Here is an 18,977-nt window from a genome sequence, read left to right as displayed (position 1 = left end):
CACATGAAGAAGGAAAGTGGATAAAGAACGAGTGTAGTTTGCGTAAAATTTTTGTCAATAAGAAGAATAATAGGGCCTGCTTTAAAATTGATTTTGTCAGAATATATTTTTTTGTCATGCTGACGCAGGAAGCATCTTAAGGTATCCTAATTTGATAGTAAGGAAACTTTAAGATGCTTCCTGCGTCAGCATGACAAAAACTACTTTCGCCTACTTTCTTGATGGCTATAGTTGAGCTGTGCGGATAGAGCTAATGCTTCTTTATTAGTAGGATCAATCTTTAAAACTTTTTGTACGTAGTTTGATGTTCCTTTCTTATTATCCATACGATAATAGGCACTGGCAATTTGAGTTAAAATCGACACGTTGGCAGGCTCAACAACAGCGCGTTGTTCGAGAGAAATAATCTGTTCGATATTGGTTTTAACCGAATTTAAATCAAATCGGGATTGGTTGTTCTGAATGGCATAATCCAGATACGGCATGGCTTCCTGAGGTCGATCAAGTTGGAGATAAAGCACAAACAGATACCGTGCTTTGTCGAAGGTTGGGGCTAATGCAAATGCTTTTTTGAAATAGAAAATAGCCGTTTCCTGATCGTTCAGTTCTCCACTGAGCATAGCTGCCTTTTCATAATAGCGGGCGTCAGTCGGGTATTCCAGTGCCAGCGTTTCGACTACTTTCCGTGCGCTACTCAACGCACTACTGCGCATGTAAAAATCATACAAATTACGCAAAGCTTCATCCCAGGTCGTTTGCTGCGTCATCAGGCCATAAGCCAGTTTCTCTTCAACCGATTCAACTCGAAACGACTGCGCCGACATGACTTCATTAAACGGCCAGTTCCGTTTGAGATTGGCTACTTTATATAAACCCGCCAGCGAATCTACTTTCGTAATAGGCATATCATGAAGTAGCTGGGCAAAGCTCATTTCCTGTTTATCGTTAACTGTAATAAGCTTCCCTTTTTTCAGCGCTTCATAAAATACCTCCGACAATAAGGCATAGCCTTTCAGATCAGGATGAACGTGTTCTAAAATCAACTCATCACCAATAATCATGTTGGCTGAATAGGCTTCAAAAAGGGCTTTAGCGTCTACTAGATGCGTGTATTTGTATTGCTGAGATAACTGACTAAGAATGCCATTGAATGATTCAGGCGCCCGGAATCGCAGGCCATCTAAGTCTCTTGCCCGCGAGAAAAGTCGTTTTGCCTCAACGAAATCACCCTGCAAATAAGTTGTTCGCCCCAGGTAGTACGTACACAGCGCGTGGGTGTTATTCAACTGATTGGCCGCCTTGAAATATGAATAAGCGACTGGCAGATTACCTGTTGTAAGGGCATTCAATCCGAGGTTGTACTTCTTGTTAAATTCGGAGGAAACACGCTTGCTGACAGGAAAACTAACAAATGGTTTCAAGTCTTTTTCATTGCTGACCAGATTGCTGACGAAAACCGGAATGCTTTGGTCTGAGAGCAATTGAAGGGTTCGATCCATGTTCCGGCGAAACTGTTCTACACCTCGCCCATACAGATCTGAACCATAAGGAATCTGTTGATCAGCAACCATCAGCTTCATGCGCGTACCGCCTGAACTCGATTTGTCTCCTCCGGCCATGCGCTGTAGCGTTTCGTAGCTATTGGTCAGCAACTGCACAAGTCGAAACTGGCGTAGGTATAGAATCAGGTCTACCAGTTGCGGATTGCCACCAATGCGCTCGGTTGAACCAACACCCAGCGCCCCGTAGTATTCATTGTGCCCAGTATAAATCAGAACAGCGTCTGGTTCATAATTGATGAGTTCTTTGGCAAAACCAAAGACGGTATACGAATTTACGGCTGTCAATGAGAGATTGATAATCTCAAAATTTCGATTGGGAAACGTGTGGGTTAAGCGATATTGAAGCCATCGATGAAATGAGCCGTTGTGAAAATAAGGATAGCCTATTGTAGTCGATTCGCCCAGGATAAAAATGCGTAAGGTGTTCTCGTCTTTTTTCTTTTTAAAGGGTTCACTATTTCCGGTAGTGGCGATTTTTTGATTCGTAAAATATCGTTTAGAGGCATCAGGGTTTAATACGTAATACGCTTTGTCTTCTGGGTATTCAATAAATAAATTGACGTTATGGCCGTAATGAAAAACACGCAGTATAATTTCAATTAACCCTAGTAAAAAAAACGGAAGTAAAATAGCCGTAATTTTATAGAGTACTACTCGCCGGGGAGATGGCTTTGCGGGAGGAGTATATTCTTTCAGCGCATTCATCTGTAACGTAGTAAAAATCAAAATGTCTTCCTTGAAAATACCCTTAGTTTGTAAAAAGCATAGCAGAAATTCCACTATGCTTTCCAAGCCAACCTATAATGAATGCGTAATACCGCTTTCCAGTAGTTTCTCTTATCATCCCCACCCCTAATGGGCAGGGCTGTTAAGTTCCAATCCCGTAGGGGTGACATATAAACTCTTTATATCACCCCTACGGGGTTCTGTACGATTTGATCCCCTTTTTTCTACAACCATTCCACCCCTTCGGGGTTAAAAAGTTAGCACTTAACAGCCCTGCCCTAAAGAGAGTTCTGGTTGACTATTCTCGACCTAAGCCCCCTTTAGAGGATTGGGGGTAATGAGCACTTAATAGCCGTCATTCTGCGTCCAGGTCGGATTCCTGGACATTTCGTTCACTGGGATGGGGGCTAAGTATTTCTGGGCGAAATTTGTATTCGCCGGAATTGGATTTTCGGCCGAACTTCGGGCGGCTACAATCTGAGGCAGTAGCTGTAACCGAACAATATCAAACCACCGCACACCAAACTCGCCCGCAAATTCATAGGCCCGTTCATACACAACCGCATCCCGGAAAGCAGTCGCCGAAAGGCCTGTCGTCAGGTCGGGCAAACCTGCCCGTTTCCGTACCTGATTGATGGCGCTATAGCTTGCTGCGGTTGGCCCACCGGCGGCCATGGCTGATGCTTCGGCATAGATTAACAGCACCTGTGGATAGCGAATGACATCGTACACTTTGTTCGTACTCGGATTGATGGCATCTATGGTCGTTTCGGTTTCCGACACGCCATCGCCATTTAAACCCGCCCGGAACTTCTTGTAATAGGGGTGACCAGCGTGCGTTTCGGGTGAGTCCCAGGGAACCAGCTTAAACGTTTTTCCATCGGGCTGGCGTAATTTGATCGTCGTATAAAACGTTGCATCCGTCCGGGAACATTTGGGTGCATTTTTATAGAAATTGATTTCCGGATAGTAATCATCCCAGCCACTTGATCCGTTCGTTGCGATTTCATCGAGCGGTACAGAAGAAGACCCTGCACTCCGAAGCGGAAGCCCCCCGCTTACATTGTACTGGAAACCAAAAATAGACTCGGAGCTATTGTTGGTCGTGAACACGGTTGCGTAAGGCGTATTGAGGTTATAGACACCCGATTGCATGACCGAATTCGCTTCATCGGCCGCCAGTTTGTAATTACTCTCCTGGTTAAGTGGCCAGCCCGTCATGCTCAGGTACACATCGGCCAGGAGTGAGCGGGCGGCCATCTGGTTCGCCTTGCCCGGTTGGTTCGGGAATGAAATGGGCAACAGCTCCTTCGCTTTCTGTAAATCGCTGATGATAGCTGCGTACACTTTGTCGACCGGATCACGCGGAGGGCGGTCGTTTACATCGATCTGGGTCAGAATAATCGGGACGGGCCCAAATGTTCGAACCAGATAAAAATACCCTAAGGCCCGCAAGAAATACGCCTGACCCGCTGCCTGATTTTTCAGGACATCTGTAGAGCCCACTTTCGCGTAATTAGCGATTACGTTGTTCGCCTGATAGATTCCCTGCCAGGGGCCTTGCCATTGAGCAACCAGACTGCCGTTGCCACTACCACCACTCAGGCGGTCAAAGAGCCGGAAATCTTCTTTATTCAGGCCGGGGTCGGTGGTAAAGTCATCCGAGCCGAAATAAGATGTACTTCGGTTGGTAAATCCCCAGGCACCATCCCGCGCAAACTGAATATAGATAGCCGATACGGATGCATCCAGATCCGACTGGGTTTTAAAATAGGTTCCGGGTGTCAAACTGCCTTTGGGGTCTTCAAGTAAACTCTGACAGCCGCTAACCAAAATCAAGGCAAGAAAGACAAGGAATAAGGAATATTTGGTGTTCATGGTTTTGTCTTCTGATTGAATGTTTAATCGTACAAACAGTACTTATAGGCCAAGGCGTACGCCAATCGTATACGTTTTTGGGTTTGGTATAACACCCATTTCGAGTCCCTGTGTGATGGCGTTCGTTCCATTCGATACTTCAGGATCATAGCCAGGGTATTTGGTGATCATGAAGAGGTTCTGACCACTCACGTACACTTCGAGGTTGCGAATTTTCGCCTTGTTCAACAGATTATCAGGCACCCGATAGGTAAGCGACAGGTTCTTCAGCTTGGTGTAGCTGCCATCATACACGTAACGGCTACTGTTATTGAAGTTCTTGCTGGTATTGCTGAAGGCCGGATTGTCGGTCTGATTTTGGGCTGTCCAGATGTTCAGCGCTTCGGTGGTTGTCGCGTTCCGTTGGTCACCCAGGCCACCCCACAGGTACGCCAGTGTCTGTGAGTAAATCTGGTTGCCGTGCGTTCCCTGGAACATGAAGCTAAGGGTGAAATTGCCGTAGCTGACGTCATTGATGAAACCAAATGAGTAGTTAGGCGTTCCATTACCGATCGGTACCCTGTCGGCCGCTGTGTAAGCATGATCGCCGTTGACATCCACATATTTGGCGTCACCTGGTTTCATTCCAAACTGGGCTGCCTGATCGGCTTCGCTCGTTTTCCAGGTTCCCAGAAATTGATACCCATAAAACTCACCCAGTGGGCGACCAACCCGCAGAATGGAGGCACTGTTCAGGGCAGAGCCAACGCCGTTAACGATCACATTGTCGAGACCTCCCAGATCGGTTACCTTATTGCGATTAAAGGAGATGTTGAAATTACTAGTCCAGCGGAGTTTCCCCGCAGCAATGGGTGTGCCACTGAGCGAAAATTCGAGCCCCTTGTTTTCAACACTACCAATGTTTCTTAAGTAGTTGCCGCCACCTAAATAGAAAGGAGCCTGGTAGCTATACAAGAGGTTGGAAATGTTTTTCAAATATGCATCGGCGGTAAATCGTAAGCGACCGTTCAGGAACGACGCGTCGATACCCGCATCATATTGGGAAGTGGTTTCCCATTTCAGGCTATTGGATACGGGCGCGCCGAGTGGCGTTGCTACACTAGGGGTCTTGCCATCGTAATAATAAGCTGGCTGGCTTCCACCCGTGGTTATTTGCGCAATGGTGGCATAGGCACCTACAGCCTGATTGCCCGTTTGCCCATAACTTGTCCTGATTTTCAGGTCTGAAAACAATTTAGAAGTTTGCAGGAAGCTCTCTTTCGACAGATTCCAGGCCAGCGCCAGAGAAGGAAAGGTACTATACTTCTCGGTCAGGTGCGACGAACCATCGACACGAACGCTGGCGGTGAGTAAGTACTTCTCCTTGTAGGCATAGTTGACCCGCCCCATATACGATTGCAGGGCGTCGGCAGAATAGCCGGAAGAGGTCTGCTGTGTTCCACCCAGACTCAAATTGTAGTATCCCAGCGCGTAAGTAGACAGGCTGTTGGCACGGGCTGTTGCCGACATACCCTGCCCCTGTTGCTGTTCGTACAGCGCTGTTACGGTAACGGCATGATCGCCAAAATTGCCTTTGTAGGTCAGGAAGTTACTGTTCTGGAAATTCCAGTTTCTGGACGAATTAACTTGGGCATACAAGACCCCATTGCCTGTCCCCGGTCCAAACAACGTCTGGTTAAATGGGGAGGAAATCTGATAGGTCGTATTCGTTGTGAACGTCAGTCCTTTCAGAATCTGGTACGTTAGTATACCGGTTCCCGCAATGTTTGTGTTCCGGCCTTCATCGAACTGACCGAGTGCCCGCGCTACGGGACTGTACTGGATGGAGGCATAGGGGGCTGTATACACGAGCGCGCCTGTTGTTGGATCGCGCACTGGCGAGGTTGGGTCCCATTCGGTTGCCTGCGTGAACGGATCGGTCAGATCGCCCGAATAGTTCGTGTTCCGATTCTGGGGGATTACGGCCGCTACGTTAAATTTCAGGTTGATCTTTTCGTTGATCTTGGCGTCGATATTTGCCCGCAAGGTGGCCCGTTTGTAATACTGGTTGAGAATTAAACCAGGCTGATCGAGGTAATTAGCTGAAATCAGATACCGCACACCCGACGTACCACCTGATAAATCAATCTGGTAGTTTTGAATGAGCGGCTCCTGATGAAGTTCACGCTGCCAGTCGGTACCGCCGTTGGCTTTCAGTTGCTGGAGCCGATCATCCGAAAAGGCAGGCGGGTTGCCCGTCGAAGCAAACTGCGTATTGACTGTCCGCGCAAAGTCATAAGCATTCATCAGTGATAGTTCTCTGGGCATCATGCCTTTGCTGAACCAGGTGCTGAAATTAACCTTGGCTTTGCCTTCCTGACCCGACCGGGTGGTGATGAGAACGACGCCGTTTGACCCCCTGGACCCATAAATCGCCGTTGCCGAAGCATCCTTTAGAATTTCGAGCGATTCAATATCATTCGGATTGAGCGACTCAATGTTTCCGCCGATAAAGCCGTCGATAACATATAAAGGCTCATTAGAACCCGTTATGGAGTTGGCTCCCCGGATACGGACACTTAGGCCACGGCCCGGCTGCCCACTGCTGCTAGCGACAACAACCCCGGAGGTAGTGCCTTGTAACGCCTGTTCGACCCGTACCAGCGGGCGCTTGGCAATTTCTTTGGCTGTTACCGTACTGGTAGCACCTGTTACGTCGCTTTTGCGTTGTTCTCCATAACCAACAACGACCACCTCCTGTAAACCGCGCTCGCTGACCTTTAAGGTTACATTTAGGGTAGCCTGATCGCCCGGCTTAACCTCCTGCGATTCATAACCGACAAAGCTAAAAACCAGCGTAGTCGATCGGTCGGGGATCTCAAGCTGGAACTGCCCTCTTGGATCTGTTGTGGTTCCGCGTTGCGTTCCTTTGATAACGATACTCACACCTGGTAACCCTTCGCCTTTTTCGTCGGTGACTTTACCAATGATCGGAATTAATAAGGGCCGGATAGTCTGCACGCGACCAACCAGTTGTTCGATTGTTTTTCGCTCAAATTCCGCACTGGCATCCAGTTTCAGCCCAGCTTTAGCGTCGGGAAAAAGCGTCGGTACCTCACTAACGGGTTTAAGGGTAGTGGCGCTTTCCTTCTTTTTAATAACAATGGTTTTGCTAACGATGGAATAGCTTAGTGGCTGGTTCTTAAATACTTCTTCCAGAACCGTTTCCAACGGCGTATTTTTCAGCCTAACCGTAACCCGCTTGCTACTGGTTAGCAAATTCGTTTGCAGAAAGAAGGAATAACCGCTCTGTTTTTCCAGTTTATCCAGTACTTTTTCAAGCGGTGCATTCCGTTCATTAATTGAAATTAACTGGCTATAACTGGCCGCGTATACATGCAGGCAGGCGATTAGTAAGAATATGCTGATAAAATTTAGGCGCATAATCCATTTGCGTTTCGTATCCCGACTCATGTAGATGAATCGGGGAGTCATTCGGTGCCTAAGCTGTGCCCATGATTCTGGCTGGCACAGTCGTAGGTAAAAAGTAGAATAATTCATACTTTTATGCTGGTTTTGGGGTTGGTAAAAACTTGTACGTCAACAGGTTTTGCTTTTCTGTTTTTTTGACAGAGAAATCCCAGCTTTTGCCGGAAGTGCTCGCAACACGTTCCGGCTTTTTTTATGGAAAACTCTGGGGCTATTCCGAGCCTGGCCCGGTTTAGCGATTGTCGATCAGGATTTTACGGTTATTTTTCTGCCTTCTATTTTAAAGTTGATACCACTTAACTGGAGAATCTGAAAAATTTGGGAGAGCGGTACATCCCTTGAAATCTTACCTCTAAATTTTGTGTCGGGAAGCTTACCCTGAAAATCAACTTCAACATCGTACCAGCGGGAAATCTGCCGCATGATGGTAGGCAGGTCGGTGTCTTTAAACTGAAACTGCCCGTTCTTCCAGGCCACTGCTTCTTCCAGGTCTGCTGCCGGAACCAGATTAAGCCTGCGCTTGGCGTCGGCTGTTAACTGAGCCTGTTCGCCAGGTTTAAGGATAATTTCTGCTGAACTTTCTGCCCGACTTGGGCTTGTCTTGATAACCTTCACTTTGCCTTCCAGCAAAGTCGTTTTCACACTGCTTTCGTCGGCATAGCTGTTGATGTTGAAATGCGTGCCCAACACTTCCACAACCTGACTGGCTGAACGTACCCGGAAAGGCATAGCCTGCTTATAAGCGTTTTTCAGGGGCATTATTTCAAAATACGCTTCGCCCATAAGCGTTACAGTTCGCTCGTTACCCGTGAATTTTGTAGGATATCTCAGAGATGAAGCCGCATTGAGCCAGACTTTGCTTCCATCAGGAAGGATAATCCGAAACTTCCCACCGCGAGGGGTGGTAATGGTGTTATAGCCGGACGGCACCGTAGCTGCTTTGCTTGAAGTAGTTGCTGAACTTTCTGCATAAGCCAGCTGTCCATCAGCAGTTTTGGTAATCAATACGTCAGCTTGTCGGGCAATTTGCCCATCTGCTACATCGTCCAGAATTATTTTCGACGCATCAGCTAATGTCAGAACGGCCTTGTTACTGCCGGGGGCGAAATCAGTTGGTTTTTCGGCCACTTGGGTAGTGGGCCGCAATGGGTTATTGAAGGGATAGAGGAGTAGTCCCGCAATAATGACAACGGCAGCGGCTGCTGCGTAACGGAGTAAACGGCTACCTATATACGATTTGTGGTCTGGCGTATTATAGCCTGTTTCGGATACTATTTTCTCCCAGGCTTCTGTTTTGTCGGCCAAACCGAATTTGCCCAGTTCAGTATTAATAGTCGCTTCCTGAGTTAATCTGGTAAATAGAGTCTGATTATGATCGCTTTGGGCAATCCAATCATCCAGCTCTTCCCGTTCCTGATCACTGAGTTCCCCCTTGAGGTATTTAGCGATCAGATCACCCTGTCTAAAATAACGGCTATAATTTTCCATGGCATTGCTTTACTCCATAGAGACACGCAAACCAGGAAATAGGATAAAGCGAATATAAATTTTAATCTATTTTTTTGGGCCTAGCGAAAGAGAGGGCAAAATTGACGCTAGTTCCAGTGTCCATATGATGTAACTTTTTGTCAGCATGACAAAAAATTACATCATATGGACACTCCCGATGGTGAGTAAGATAGCAAACACCTCCGGTGAAAGGCGCATTCTAAGTAATTCAAGCGCCCGTTGCTTTTGTTTCTTGACGGTGTTAATCGACATGCCTAGCTCATCGGCAATCTCCTGATTTTTTTTGCCTTCCAGATAACTCATCTCGGAGATAGTGCGGTAATTAGCGGGCAATGCTTCAATGGCCGAATGAAGTTCAGCCATGACTTCAGAAGATATGATCGCATCCATAATGGTCAGTTCTTCCGATTCCGATGGCCTATGCTGTTCCTGATAGTCGTCAACGACCTTGTTATGCCGGATCACGTTCAGACTGGCATTCCGCACGGTGCTGTATAAGTAGTTTTTGATGGCCACTTTATTGGGAAATATGGCCTCTCGTTCCTGCCAGTATTTGATAAACGCATCCTGCGTGATGTCCTGCGCCTGTGCCTGGTCCCGTATTAGTTGTACTGAAAAGTAGACAAGTCGATCATAGAATTCTTTAAAAAGAGAGTCCAGCTCCAGCGACTCCGAAGCCGCCACTGGACTTTTTTTTGCCGAGGTCAGTTGCTTTAGCACACTCATAATAAGGTGAATTTTACGTAGAAAAAGCAGAATTACTGGTTTAATACTTGCGGCTAGTTGATAAGGGATACAGTTTTTAACGCCGAATTAACTTAGCAGAAGCAGTTTGCGGTCATTCTATGAACCTGATTGAAAATGATACTATTCAGCCTATTCTGCGTGAATAATTTCAAAAATCCATTATTTTTCTGGATTAATTCGGCACTAAGTACAGTGAGGTACCTTAATAAAATCTTAATAAAACCTTAATTTTTAAAAACACGCTCGTTAAAATGCGCTAATGCGCTCTAGCGCACCAGCCTGAACCGGGGCCAGGTTAGTGCGCTAGAGAGCGTTGACAGAAGCAGTTGTTTCTTTTTCGGAAAGGGATTGAGCGCAGTACGTTTTAGTCGATAATGGCTGAGAAAGATTGTTCGTATTCTTCGCCATAGATGGCTTTATAGTCCCGAATAAATCGCTCGAAGGTATTCTTGGCCAGCGTATGCTTACCCATTAACGACAGGGCTTTACATTTCAGAATGATGGCGTCTTCACTAACGGGATCATAATCGAAAATGAAATTTGTAATCTGGATTAAAAGCTCCGGCTCCTCGCTGATCGTTAATGTATTGGCATACTTTAGAAATGTATTAATAATCTTGTTCGAAATATCAGCTTTGAAATCGTCTAACCAGTAATACTCCGTATTTTGAAGGAAAGGCCCCCGTTTCGTAATCTCGCCTAACTCAATAATGGCCTGTTTCGTCAGAATGGTTTTGTCATTGATAATGGCCGTATACCGTTCATAATCGACATACAGTTGCTGGTTAAAATTGAATTCTATTTTCCAGTAGCCAGACTCCTTTGACAGCGAACAAAACTCAACCTTCTCTAACAGATTTCGCAGTTTCGTAATGTTAACCGAGCGATTATTACTGGCTTCCCGGCCCGACTTATCAGGCCAGAGAATTTCATTCAGTTTTTCAGAGGCTACGCCCCGCTGTTTACCAAGGCTGTTGAGGGACAGCAGTAGAAAAAGTTCTTTCAGTAAGGGGGTGAACGATTTGGTTATATCGATGCCTGAGTGATCCAGTACCTGAAAGTTGCCAAAAAAGAAAATGCTGGATATCAACGCGGGTTCCTTTGACAAGGGCGAACGAGCTAATGGAATTTCCGGCGTTATCAGCAACGTTGGTTGCGGCAATGTATCGACTGGTAACGGCTGTTGTTGGACAGGTGGCGAATCTGGTTCCTGCTGCTTGCTTACTAATCGGCGACGTCGCCGGACGTATAGGAAGATCGTTCCTCCCACTATCGAAATCGCCAAAGCGAGCCACCCATAAAGAAGTGTTGCCGATTCATCCTGCTGCGCCTGCACATTCAGAGCGTCAGGGGGGAAGGAAATCGAATACAGTTTTACGTCTGTTGTATTGTTCTCCTCGTTTTGATACAACGTAACGGCTAGTAATTTTTGGCTGACTGGACAGTAGTATAAATCAGCGTATGAGTGAATATCGTGAAACGAATAAGGAATAGGGTTTCCCACCACTTCGTACGTTGGCGTAGTCAACGACCCCCGAATCAACTGCAACTGAGCCTTAAACTGCTGATTAGGAAAGATAAGGCCGTAGTACTGCTTCGATTTTGCATCGATCATCAACGAATTGGCAAAAGCAAAATCCGTTTTAGGAAGGTTTAACTCATGAACCTTTCGGAAAGTATTTTTCCTGACCAGATATTCCAGTAAATCATACGAGTTTTTAGGGTTAAGCATTTGCTCGCCCGTTAGACTTCCGTATCCTCCCAGTACATAAGCCGTGTCATTCGAAGAAGTTGTTCCTAAAGCGGCCAGATAACGTGGCGTATAGACACTAGCGTTTGAAGTAAGTGTATCCCAGCTTCTAGTGCCAAAATGGTAGCGCAGAATACGGTTTTTGTAGGTTAACTGACCATAACCACCTAAAATGTAGAGTGACGAATCAAATCGGGAAATGAATTTATTCGCGTGCCAGTATTCAGTTACCTTGATCGCGTTTGGCGTACTGGTCTCCACAAGCCAGTCTCCGACAGAAGGATTACAACTGTAGACGGACTTTTGATCCACGAAAAAATTGTAGAGCCGACCAGTCAATGGATTATAAATGGCCTGACTACCCCGAAGCAGATTTTGGGGTGGGTTTTTGTGCCGCTGAACGGTGGTCTGGTGCGTTGGAACGACGTATTGATACAGCTTATCGGAGCCAACTACGTAAACCGTTTCAGTAATGGGATCAAAAGCAACATTCGCATAACCCTTCAGGGTGAACTGATCCGTCTTTTGCCAGGCAGTATGTAACGATTTAATCCAGACTGGGTTTTTGACCGTGGCTGTCAGCCCGCCAACCTCATCTCTGGCTGTGGCACCGTTTACTTCCTGCAACGGCCAGTGGTGTTTTGGCCGACCATTTTCTGTCAGAACAATGTCTTTGATATTCATGGGAGGCAAGTCCTTCGACTTGAATTGCCCAAACTCATTGCTGCCAAAAAACAGTTTAAAACACCCGCTTTCCTTAAAAGCTACATGATCCCTGATGATCGGTGTATTGTTGACAGACACCAGCAGCGATCGCTGGGTTAGATTCCAGTTGATGGTAAAGTGGTTCCATTGGTTAAACAGTTTCGCTGAATCGATCTGGATAACCGATTGGGCCAAACGACCACCAATAATGAGTTTGAAACTCCTGGACTTCTGATCATACAGGAGGTCAAGATTCTGGTTATCGTCCTGAATAATTCTGAAGATATAGCCAAAGTACGTTTGATAATTGGGGACTAGCATCAGATCAAACGAAACCTCGACATTGCCTTTAAGGCACAGCGGATGGTCAGGGGTAAGATTCAGTGAGGTACGACTATCCTGGATTTCTTCATGTCCTACAAAATGTAAGCCATACGATTGGGCATTGATGGTGGTCGAAGCCATCAATAGCACAACTACGCAGTACGTGATAGTACGTACGAATCGATGATATATATATCGATGGGTTGTCAAAGTTCTTTTAGTTGCTACTCGTATTCAGCTTCTATAACGGGAAAGCTAAGGGCTGGTTTGTTGCTTTCTACTGAACGTGTAAGTATAGGCACTGCTCTATCCCATAGAGGCTCTAATTTACCGGATATTCATTAGCTATCAAAATGAACAGTACGCACTGGAACTAATAAGAAAATTCACAAAATATAGCTTTTAAGTCTAATTATTAAGCTTTTATTAAGATATTTTTAATCTCCTCCGGCGTTCTTCGTGCCATGTTTAATCCAAATAAATCCGGGTTTATGCAAATAAAATTATCTACTAAACGAAGAATGAGGAGGGCAATTCGTCAGTCGATGTGGGCCGTCATACTACTAAATGGTGTACTCGCGATGCCTGTCGGAGCTCAGCAGTTACTGGTTCGCCGGACCGATGTAGCTGCGGGAACACCAACGAACGGAGGAGTAGGGGCCTCGTTAAACCGTGCACCCATGGACCGAACCATAACGGGGAAAGTCGCCGATGAAAAAGGAAGCGCTTTACCAGGGGTGAGCGTTGTCTTGAAAGGATCGACCCGCGGTACCACAACCAGCGATAAAGGCACGTACTCATTAAGTGTTCCTACCGGTCAGGCTGTATTAGTTTTTTCATTTGTCGGTTATGAATCACAGGAAGTTGAGGTTGGAAACCGTAACAGTGTCGATATAGCCCTGAAAGAAGATGCCAAGGCTCTGAATGAAATAGTCGTCGTTGGCTATGGCGTCCAGAAAAAAGTGAACGTAACCGGAGCCATTGCTACCGTTGCCAACAAGGAACTGGTGATCAACGCCAACAGCGACGTAACCAACACATTAACGGGCCGGGCTCCGGGGGTTCGGGTTACGCAGTTATCCAGTCAGCCGGGCAAATATGATTCACAGATTGATATACGGGGCTTTAGTTATACGGATCCCAACGACATCAATGGGAATCAGACCGGCGGACCACTGATCATTGTCGACGGGGTGCAGCGCGATAAAGCGGGTTTCGATCGCTTAGATCCGAACGAAATTGAAAGCGTGTCTGTCCTGAAAGATGCTACAGCGGCTATCTACGGTGTAAAGGCAGCTAATGGTGTTATTCTGGTAACCACCCGGAAAGGAAGCCAGGGTAAAGTGCAGGTAAATTATACAGGTCATTATGGGCAGCAGATCATCACCCGCTATCCGGAACTGTCGAATGCCTATCAGTACGCAACTCTCTATAACGAGCAGCAGATTAACAACAATATCAGTAACCGGCTGGAGATGACCCCACCTAAGTATTCGGATCAGCAACTAACCGATTTTCAGAGTGGTAAATTACCCAGTACGGATTTCCTGAAAGCTGTTATGCGCGATCGGGCAGGTCAGCAGCAGCATAACCTGACTATCAATGGGGGAACCGATAAGCTTCGGTATTTTACATCAGTAGGTTATTTCGGAGAGGGTGGTTTGTTCAATTCGGATATAATGACCGGTAAAAAATACAACCTGCGCTTAAATATCGATGCAGAATTGGCGAAAGGGCTAACTATGGGTGCCAATCTGGCCTTCATCAATTCTGTTAGCAAAGAGCCAAGTCAGGCTATCTGGGCGTTATTAAAAAATACCTGGCAGTGGGACCCAACTGAACCACTCTACTCAAACAATGACCCAAACTACTTACGGCAACCGCTAAGTTCGCTGAGCCACCCCATCGCCGATTTTTCGGAGACTTATAGTGGATACAACAAAAATGATGAAAAGTTTCTGACCTCAACTTTCCAGTTATCATACCGTCTCCCCTTCATCGAAGGATTAAGCGTTAAAGCGCAGTATGCGTACGATATCAACTATAGCTTCCGAAAGCAGTTTACCAAGAAATATAATCAATACGACTATGTAGTTGATCCAGTTACAAATCAGTTGGCTCAGAAGGCGTATACGCACCTGGCGCCTTCCCGATTAACCGAAGCATTTGGACAGGGACGACGGAACGATATTCAGTTATCGTTCAATTACCAGCATACATTCGGCAAGCATACCCTGGGTGCGCTGGGTCTGTATGAGCAGATTGATCGGGAGAACAACAGCAATAATGCCAACACGCAGTTTATTATCGACGCCGTAGATCAACTTGTGGCTGGCAATCGTAAAACCGACGCTATTGGATCTGGCTATAGCTCAAGTGCCAATATGAGCTACGTGGGTCGTGTGAATTACGATTACGCTAGTAAATACCTGGCCGAAGCCGGTTTCCGGTACGATGGCTCATCCAGTTTCCCAAAGAACAGCCGCTGGGGCTTCTTCCCATATGTTTCGGCTGGCTGGCGGCTATCTGAAGAACCGTTTATTCGCAACAACGCACCCTTTATTAGCAACCTGAAACTACGTGGTTCGTACGGGATTCTGGGCGATGACGGTATTTCGGGTGCTTCTTTTCAGTTCCTGACTGGCTATACCTATCCCAGTAGCGGCTACCAGTTCGGGACAACATTCGTGGGTGGTCTCGGCTTTAAAAACTCGGCAAACCCGAATATTACCTGGTATACCTCTACAACAACGGATTTCGGTATCGAAGGCGCTTTCTGGAATGGCTTGGTGTCGTTTGAAGCAGATGTCTTCCGGCGTGACCGGGATGGCTTGCTCGCCGATCGGATTTCGACCATTCCGGCCACGTATGGCGTAAACCTGCCCCAGGAAAACCTAAATCAGGATCGTACGCAGGGATTTGAGATCGTGCTGGGACACCGCAATAAAGTTAAAGGGATCAGCTATTCGATCTCGTCCAACATGAGTTATGCCCGGACGCAGTATCGGTACCGCGAAGAAACACCGGCTAACAGCGATTATGATTACTGGCGTAACCGGAATGCCGGGCGGTTTAACGACATTGTCTGGGGGTATAAAACGGATGGACAGTTTACCAGCTACGAGGAAATTCGAAACTGGCCTATTATGGATGGAGCAGGCAACCGAACCATCCTGCCGGGCGACATTCGCTACGTTGACTTAAACGGCGATGGGATTATCAACAACCTTGATGAAACCGTTATTGGACGTGGACAGAGCAAGCCTTCCATTTATTTCGGTACGAATATCACGTTATCGTGGAAAGGCTTCGATGTGGCTCTTCTGTTTCAGGGTGCTACTATGTATCAGGTGGCTTATCAGGATCAATTATCGAGACCCTTCTATTTTCAAACAGCCAACCCCATATCCATCTTCAACGACCGCTGGCATCGCTCCAATGTGGCCGATGCTGCCAGTGAATGGATTCCAGGCAAATACCCGTCAACTGGCCAACGTCAAAATTACAAGAGTAATGAATTCTGGCGGTTCGATGCAACCTACCTACGGCTAAAAAGCCTGGAAGTTGGCTACAGTTTGCCCAAAGCCATGTTGGCTAAGGCGCACATCAGAGGGCTGCGGGTTTTCGCCAACGGCTATAACCTCTATACCTGGTCGAAAGGGCTTGATTTTGTTGATCCGGAATATACCGACGACCGGCTATATAGCTACAATTACCCGCTGACGATGAACCTGAATCTGGGTATCCAACTTTCTTTTTAATCCGTAATCACGATGAAAAGTCTAAAAAAATACGTTATCCTACTATGCATCAGTGGTTTATATGCCTGTAATGATAGCTTACTGGATAAACGACCTGTGGATCTGTTAACGCCCGAACAGGTGTACAACAGCCCTGAAGCAGTCGAAGCCTACTTTGCCACCCTGTACAAGGATTTACCCATCGAAGACTTCAGCTTTTGCAACGGGCGGTTTGGTGAATTTCCGGCAAACGGCGATGGCTATACTTCCAACTGGACCTGGGAGACCACCAACTCAACCAATGCGTCGAACAATGATGAAAACTGGGGAAAACTGTACCGCGCCATCCGAAACGTCAATACGTTCATCAAAGAGATTGCATCGGTCAATATTCCTGAGGCTACTAAAAACACATACACTGCTGAGGCTAAATTCGTACGGGCTTATTATTATCAGGAACTGGTAAAGTTCTGGGGGGGCGTTCCCATTTTATTGGAGCCGCAAACCATAACCAACGGTAATACAGCCGACCTGAACCTGCCCCGGAGTAAAGAAGCGGAGGTCTGGGATATGGTTAAATCAGATCTTGACTTTGCCGTCGCCAATCTGCCCGCTACCAGTGTTTACGGACGGGCCAATAAATACGTGGCGCTGGCATTATTGTCGAGAACCATGCTTCATGCCGGTTCGATTGCCAAATTTGGAACGGTTCAATTAGAGGGATTGGTCGGCATTGACCCGGCAAAGGCGAATGGGTATTTGCAGGCTTCCTACGATGCCTCGAAAAAAATCATCGACGACGGGAAATACAGTCTCTTTAATAAGTATCCGACCGATAAGGCGCAGAATTTCCAGATGCTTTTCTACGAACTCCAGGGCAACTCGGAAGCAATTTTCTGCAAAGGCTGGGACTATGAATCGACCCGCCGAACGCACTCGCAGGATTTGATGGCGTTACCTGTAGTGATTCAGTCGCCCATCGGATATGCTAACCGCATGACACCAACATTGGATATGATCGAACGATTTGATTATGTGGATGGTACGCCTGGGACACTGAACATTGGCACGCCCACTGCTTACGTACACTACAAGAGTCTGCAGGATGTGTTCAAAAATAAAGACCCGCGCTTTTTTGGTTCCGTTATTTCGACGGGTAGTCCGTTCAAAGGGACTGAGATCACCGGCCAGCGGGGTGTTATTTACAACGGTGTGAAGTATAATGGCACGGCTCTCAATCAATATTTTGACATTGATAAGAAGCAGATTGTCGCAGCGCCAACGGCTAACTCAGTTCGGGCGACTGGTAATTCCAACAATGGTGCAGTTACGTTCTGGCAGAAAAAGTTTTTAGATCCTAGCCGACCCGCCAATTTATGCGTAGACTGGTCGTCAGAGACGGACTGGCTGGATATGCGGCTGGGCGAAGTGTTGCTAAACTATGCAGAGTCCGCTTTTGAATTAGAGAAACCTGCTTCTGAAGCTCTGAATGCGATTAACCAGCTCCGCACGCGGGCCGGTGTAGCTCCTCTGACGACCATCGACCGGGACAAAATCCGTAAAGAACGTTCGGTCGAACTGGCTTTTGAAAACCGGACGTTCTGGGATTTACGCAGATGGCGCACGTTAACAACTGAATTTAGCGGCTGGATTCCAACGGGTCTCTATATCTACTACGACGTCAATGCCAGGGATTACGTCTTAGAAAAAACGCCGAATGGCGGTGGGAAAACCTACCAGGCTAAGGACTATTATTTCCAGATTCCCGCTGCCGAACGTAGTAAAGCAGGCTCAAAACTAGGTAACGGAAATCCTGGCTATTAAACGGATCAAACCATGAAAACTCGTCAACTTCTAGGTATACTTTCTTCTCTACTGCCCATTGCACTCTGCGGGTGTGCTAAATGGGATAATTTTGTTCAACCCGAATCGGGGGTCTATGGTAAACTGACCGATGCTGAAAATGGCCAGCCGCTTCAACTTCGGCAGCCAGGCGGAGGAACCGTGCGGTTTATCCAATGGGATAACGTAAAATATCCGAATCCAGGAACGACTGATATTGAATTAAAAGCCAATGGCGAATTCTCGTCAACTCAGTTTTTTGCCGGAACATACAAAGCCCTCCCGCGCGACGGTGCTTTTCTGTATCAGCCCGCTGATTCGGCAACTGTAGCGCTCACCAACGGGAATAAAACCGAGGTAAATTTTAAGGTAACGCCGTTTTACCGGGTTTCTGCAAGTGTATCCGATAGTACGTTTACCTATACCATTACTAAACCGGCAGCTAATACGAGTACAAAAATTTCGCAGATAATCTTCATGATCAATGACTATGCCATTGTCGATGAAAGCGTTAGTTCCAATACGTCCGGTTATTTCATTAACCTTTGGCGACAGGATATTCCATCTGCAACAACCGATGCCAGTATTGTGGGCATCCCTCGAACATTCACATTTAGATGGGCAGAGACCCATTTGCCGAAAGGAGACTATTATTTTAGGGTTGGCCAGGTTAAACGCATTAAAATAGTGGCATTTTGTCCTAGTTCAGATCTTTGTGACATGAAC

The 18,977-nt window shown here is 46.7% G+C and carries 9 protein-coding genes; 3 read left to right on the top strand and 6 right to left on the bottom strand.

The window, feature by feature from the left end; all coding sequences use genetic code 11:
- Positions 1 to 200: 200 nt before the first annotated feature.
- The 6 genes from ACYVGO_RS21365 to ACYVGO_RS21340 form a co-directional block, all read right to left on the bottom strand.
- Entirely contained in the window at positions 201 to 2,267 is a 2,067-nt protein-coding gene (locus ACYVGO_RS21365) for a hypothetical protein (RefSeq protein ID WP_460971007.1), read from the bottom strand.
- 366 nt (positions 2,268 to 2,633) lie between these two features.
- Positions 2,634 to 4,166 carry a RagB/SusD family nutrient uptake outer membrane protein gene (locus tag ACYVGO_RS21360; protein ID WP_460971006.1) on the bottom strand — a complete coding sequence of 511 codons (1,533 nt, stop codon included), beginning with the start codon at positions 4,164 to 4,166 and terminating at the stop codon, positions 2,634 to 2,636.
- A gap of 42 nt (positions 4,167 to 4,208) precedes the next feature.
- Positions 4,209 to 7,706, bottom strand: coding sequence for a TonB-dependent receptor (locus ACYVGO_RS21355; protein ID WP_460971005.1), 3,498 nt, complete (start codon positions 7,704 to 7,706; stop codon positions 4,209 to 4,211).
- A gap of 174 nt (positions 7,707 to 7,880) precedes the next feature.
- Complete coding sequence (locus ACYVGO_RS21350) at positions 7,881 to 9,122, bottom strand: FecR family protein (RefSeq protein ID WP_460971004.1); 1,242 nt, start codon at positions 9,120 to 9,122, stop codon at positions 7,881 to 7,883.
- A 156-nt stretch (positions 9,123 to 9,278) separates the two neighbouring features.
- A complete protein-coding gene (locus ACYVGO_RS21345) occupies positions 9,279 to 9,869 on the bottom strand; it encodes an RNA polymerase sigma-70 factor (protein ID WP_460971002.1) in 591 nt (196 codons plus the stop codon).
- Positions 9,870 to 10,254: 385 nt separating this feature from the next.
- Positions 10,255 to 12,810, bottom strand: coding sequence for a galactose oxidase (locus ACYVGO_RS21340; RefSeq protein WP_460971000.1), 2,556 nt, complete (start codon positions 12,808 to 12,810; stop codon positions 10,255 to 10,257).
- A gap of 380 nt (positions 12,811 to 13,190) precedes the next feature.
- On the opposite strand from ACYVGO_RS21340, the gene ACYVGO_RS21335 reads away from it, so the two are divergent.
- The 3 genes from ACYVGO_RS21335 to ACYVGO_RS21325 form a co-directional block, all read left to right on the top strand.
- On the top strand, positions 13,191 to 16,430 hold the full coding sequence (locus ACYVGO_RS21335; RefSeq protein WP_460970999.1) for a SusC/RagA family TonB-linked outer membrane protein: 3,240 nt from the start codon (positions 13,191 to 13,193) through the stop codon (positions 16,428 to 16,430).
- A gap of 12 nt (positions 16,431 to 16,442) precedes the next feature.
- Positions 16,443 to 18,233 carry a RagB/SusD family nutrient uptake outer membrane protein gene (locus tag ACYVGO_RS21330; protein ID WP_460970997.1) on the top strand — a complete coding sequence of 597 codons (1,791 nt, stop codon included), beginning with the start codon at positions 16,443 to 16,445 and terminating at the stop codon, positions 18,231 to 18,233.
- A gap of 12 nt (positions 18,234 to 18,245) precedes the next feature.
- Positions 18,246 to 18,977: DUF3823 domain-containing protein (locus tag ACYVGO_RS21325; RefSeq protein WP_460970995.1), on the top strand; the 732-nt coding region annotated here is incomplete at its 3' end.

It is taken from the genome of Spirosoma migulaei (assembly GCF_054776855.1).
The sequence above is the reverse complement of the archived record's forward strand: the minus strand, read 5'-3'. Positions and strand labels throughout refer to the sequence as shown.

Coding starts and splice junctions, on each gene's coding strand:
- ACYVGO_RS21335 (WP_460970999.1), top strand. CDS start 13,191: ATGAGGAGGGCAATTCGTCAGTCGATGTGGGCCGTCATACTACTAAAT.
- ACYVGO_RS21345 (WP_460971002.1), bottom strand. CDS start 9,869: ATGAGTGTGCTAAAGCAACTGACCTCGGCAAAAAAAAGTCCAGTGGCG.
- ACYVGO_RS21330 (WP_460970997.1), top strand. CDS start 16,443: ATGAAAAGTCTAAAAAAATACGTTATCCTACTATGCATCAGTGGTTTA.
- ACYVGO_RS21365 (WP_460971007.1), bottom strand. CDS start 2,267: ATGAATGCGCTGAAAGAATATACTCCTCCCGCAAAGCCATCTCCCCGG.
- ACYVGO_RS21355 (WP_460971005.1), bottom strand. CDS start 7,706: ATGAATTATTCTACTTTTTACCTACGACTGTGCCAGCCAGAATCATGG.
- ACYVGO_RS21350 (WP_460971004.1), bottom strand. CDS start 9,122: ATGGAAAATTATAGCCGTTATTTTAGACAGGGTGATCTGATCGCTAAA.
- ACYVGO_RS21340 (WP_460971000.1), bottom strand. CDS start 12,810: ATGGCTTCGACCACCATCAATGCCCAATCGTATGGCTTACATTTTGTA.
- ACYVGO_RS21360 (WP_460971006.1), bottom strand. CDS start 4,166: ATGAACACCAAATATTCCTTATTCCTTGTCTTTCTTGCCTTGATTTTG.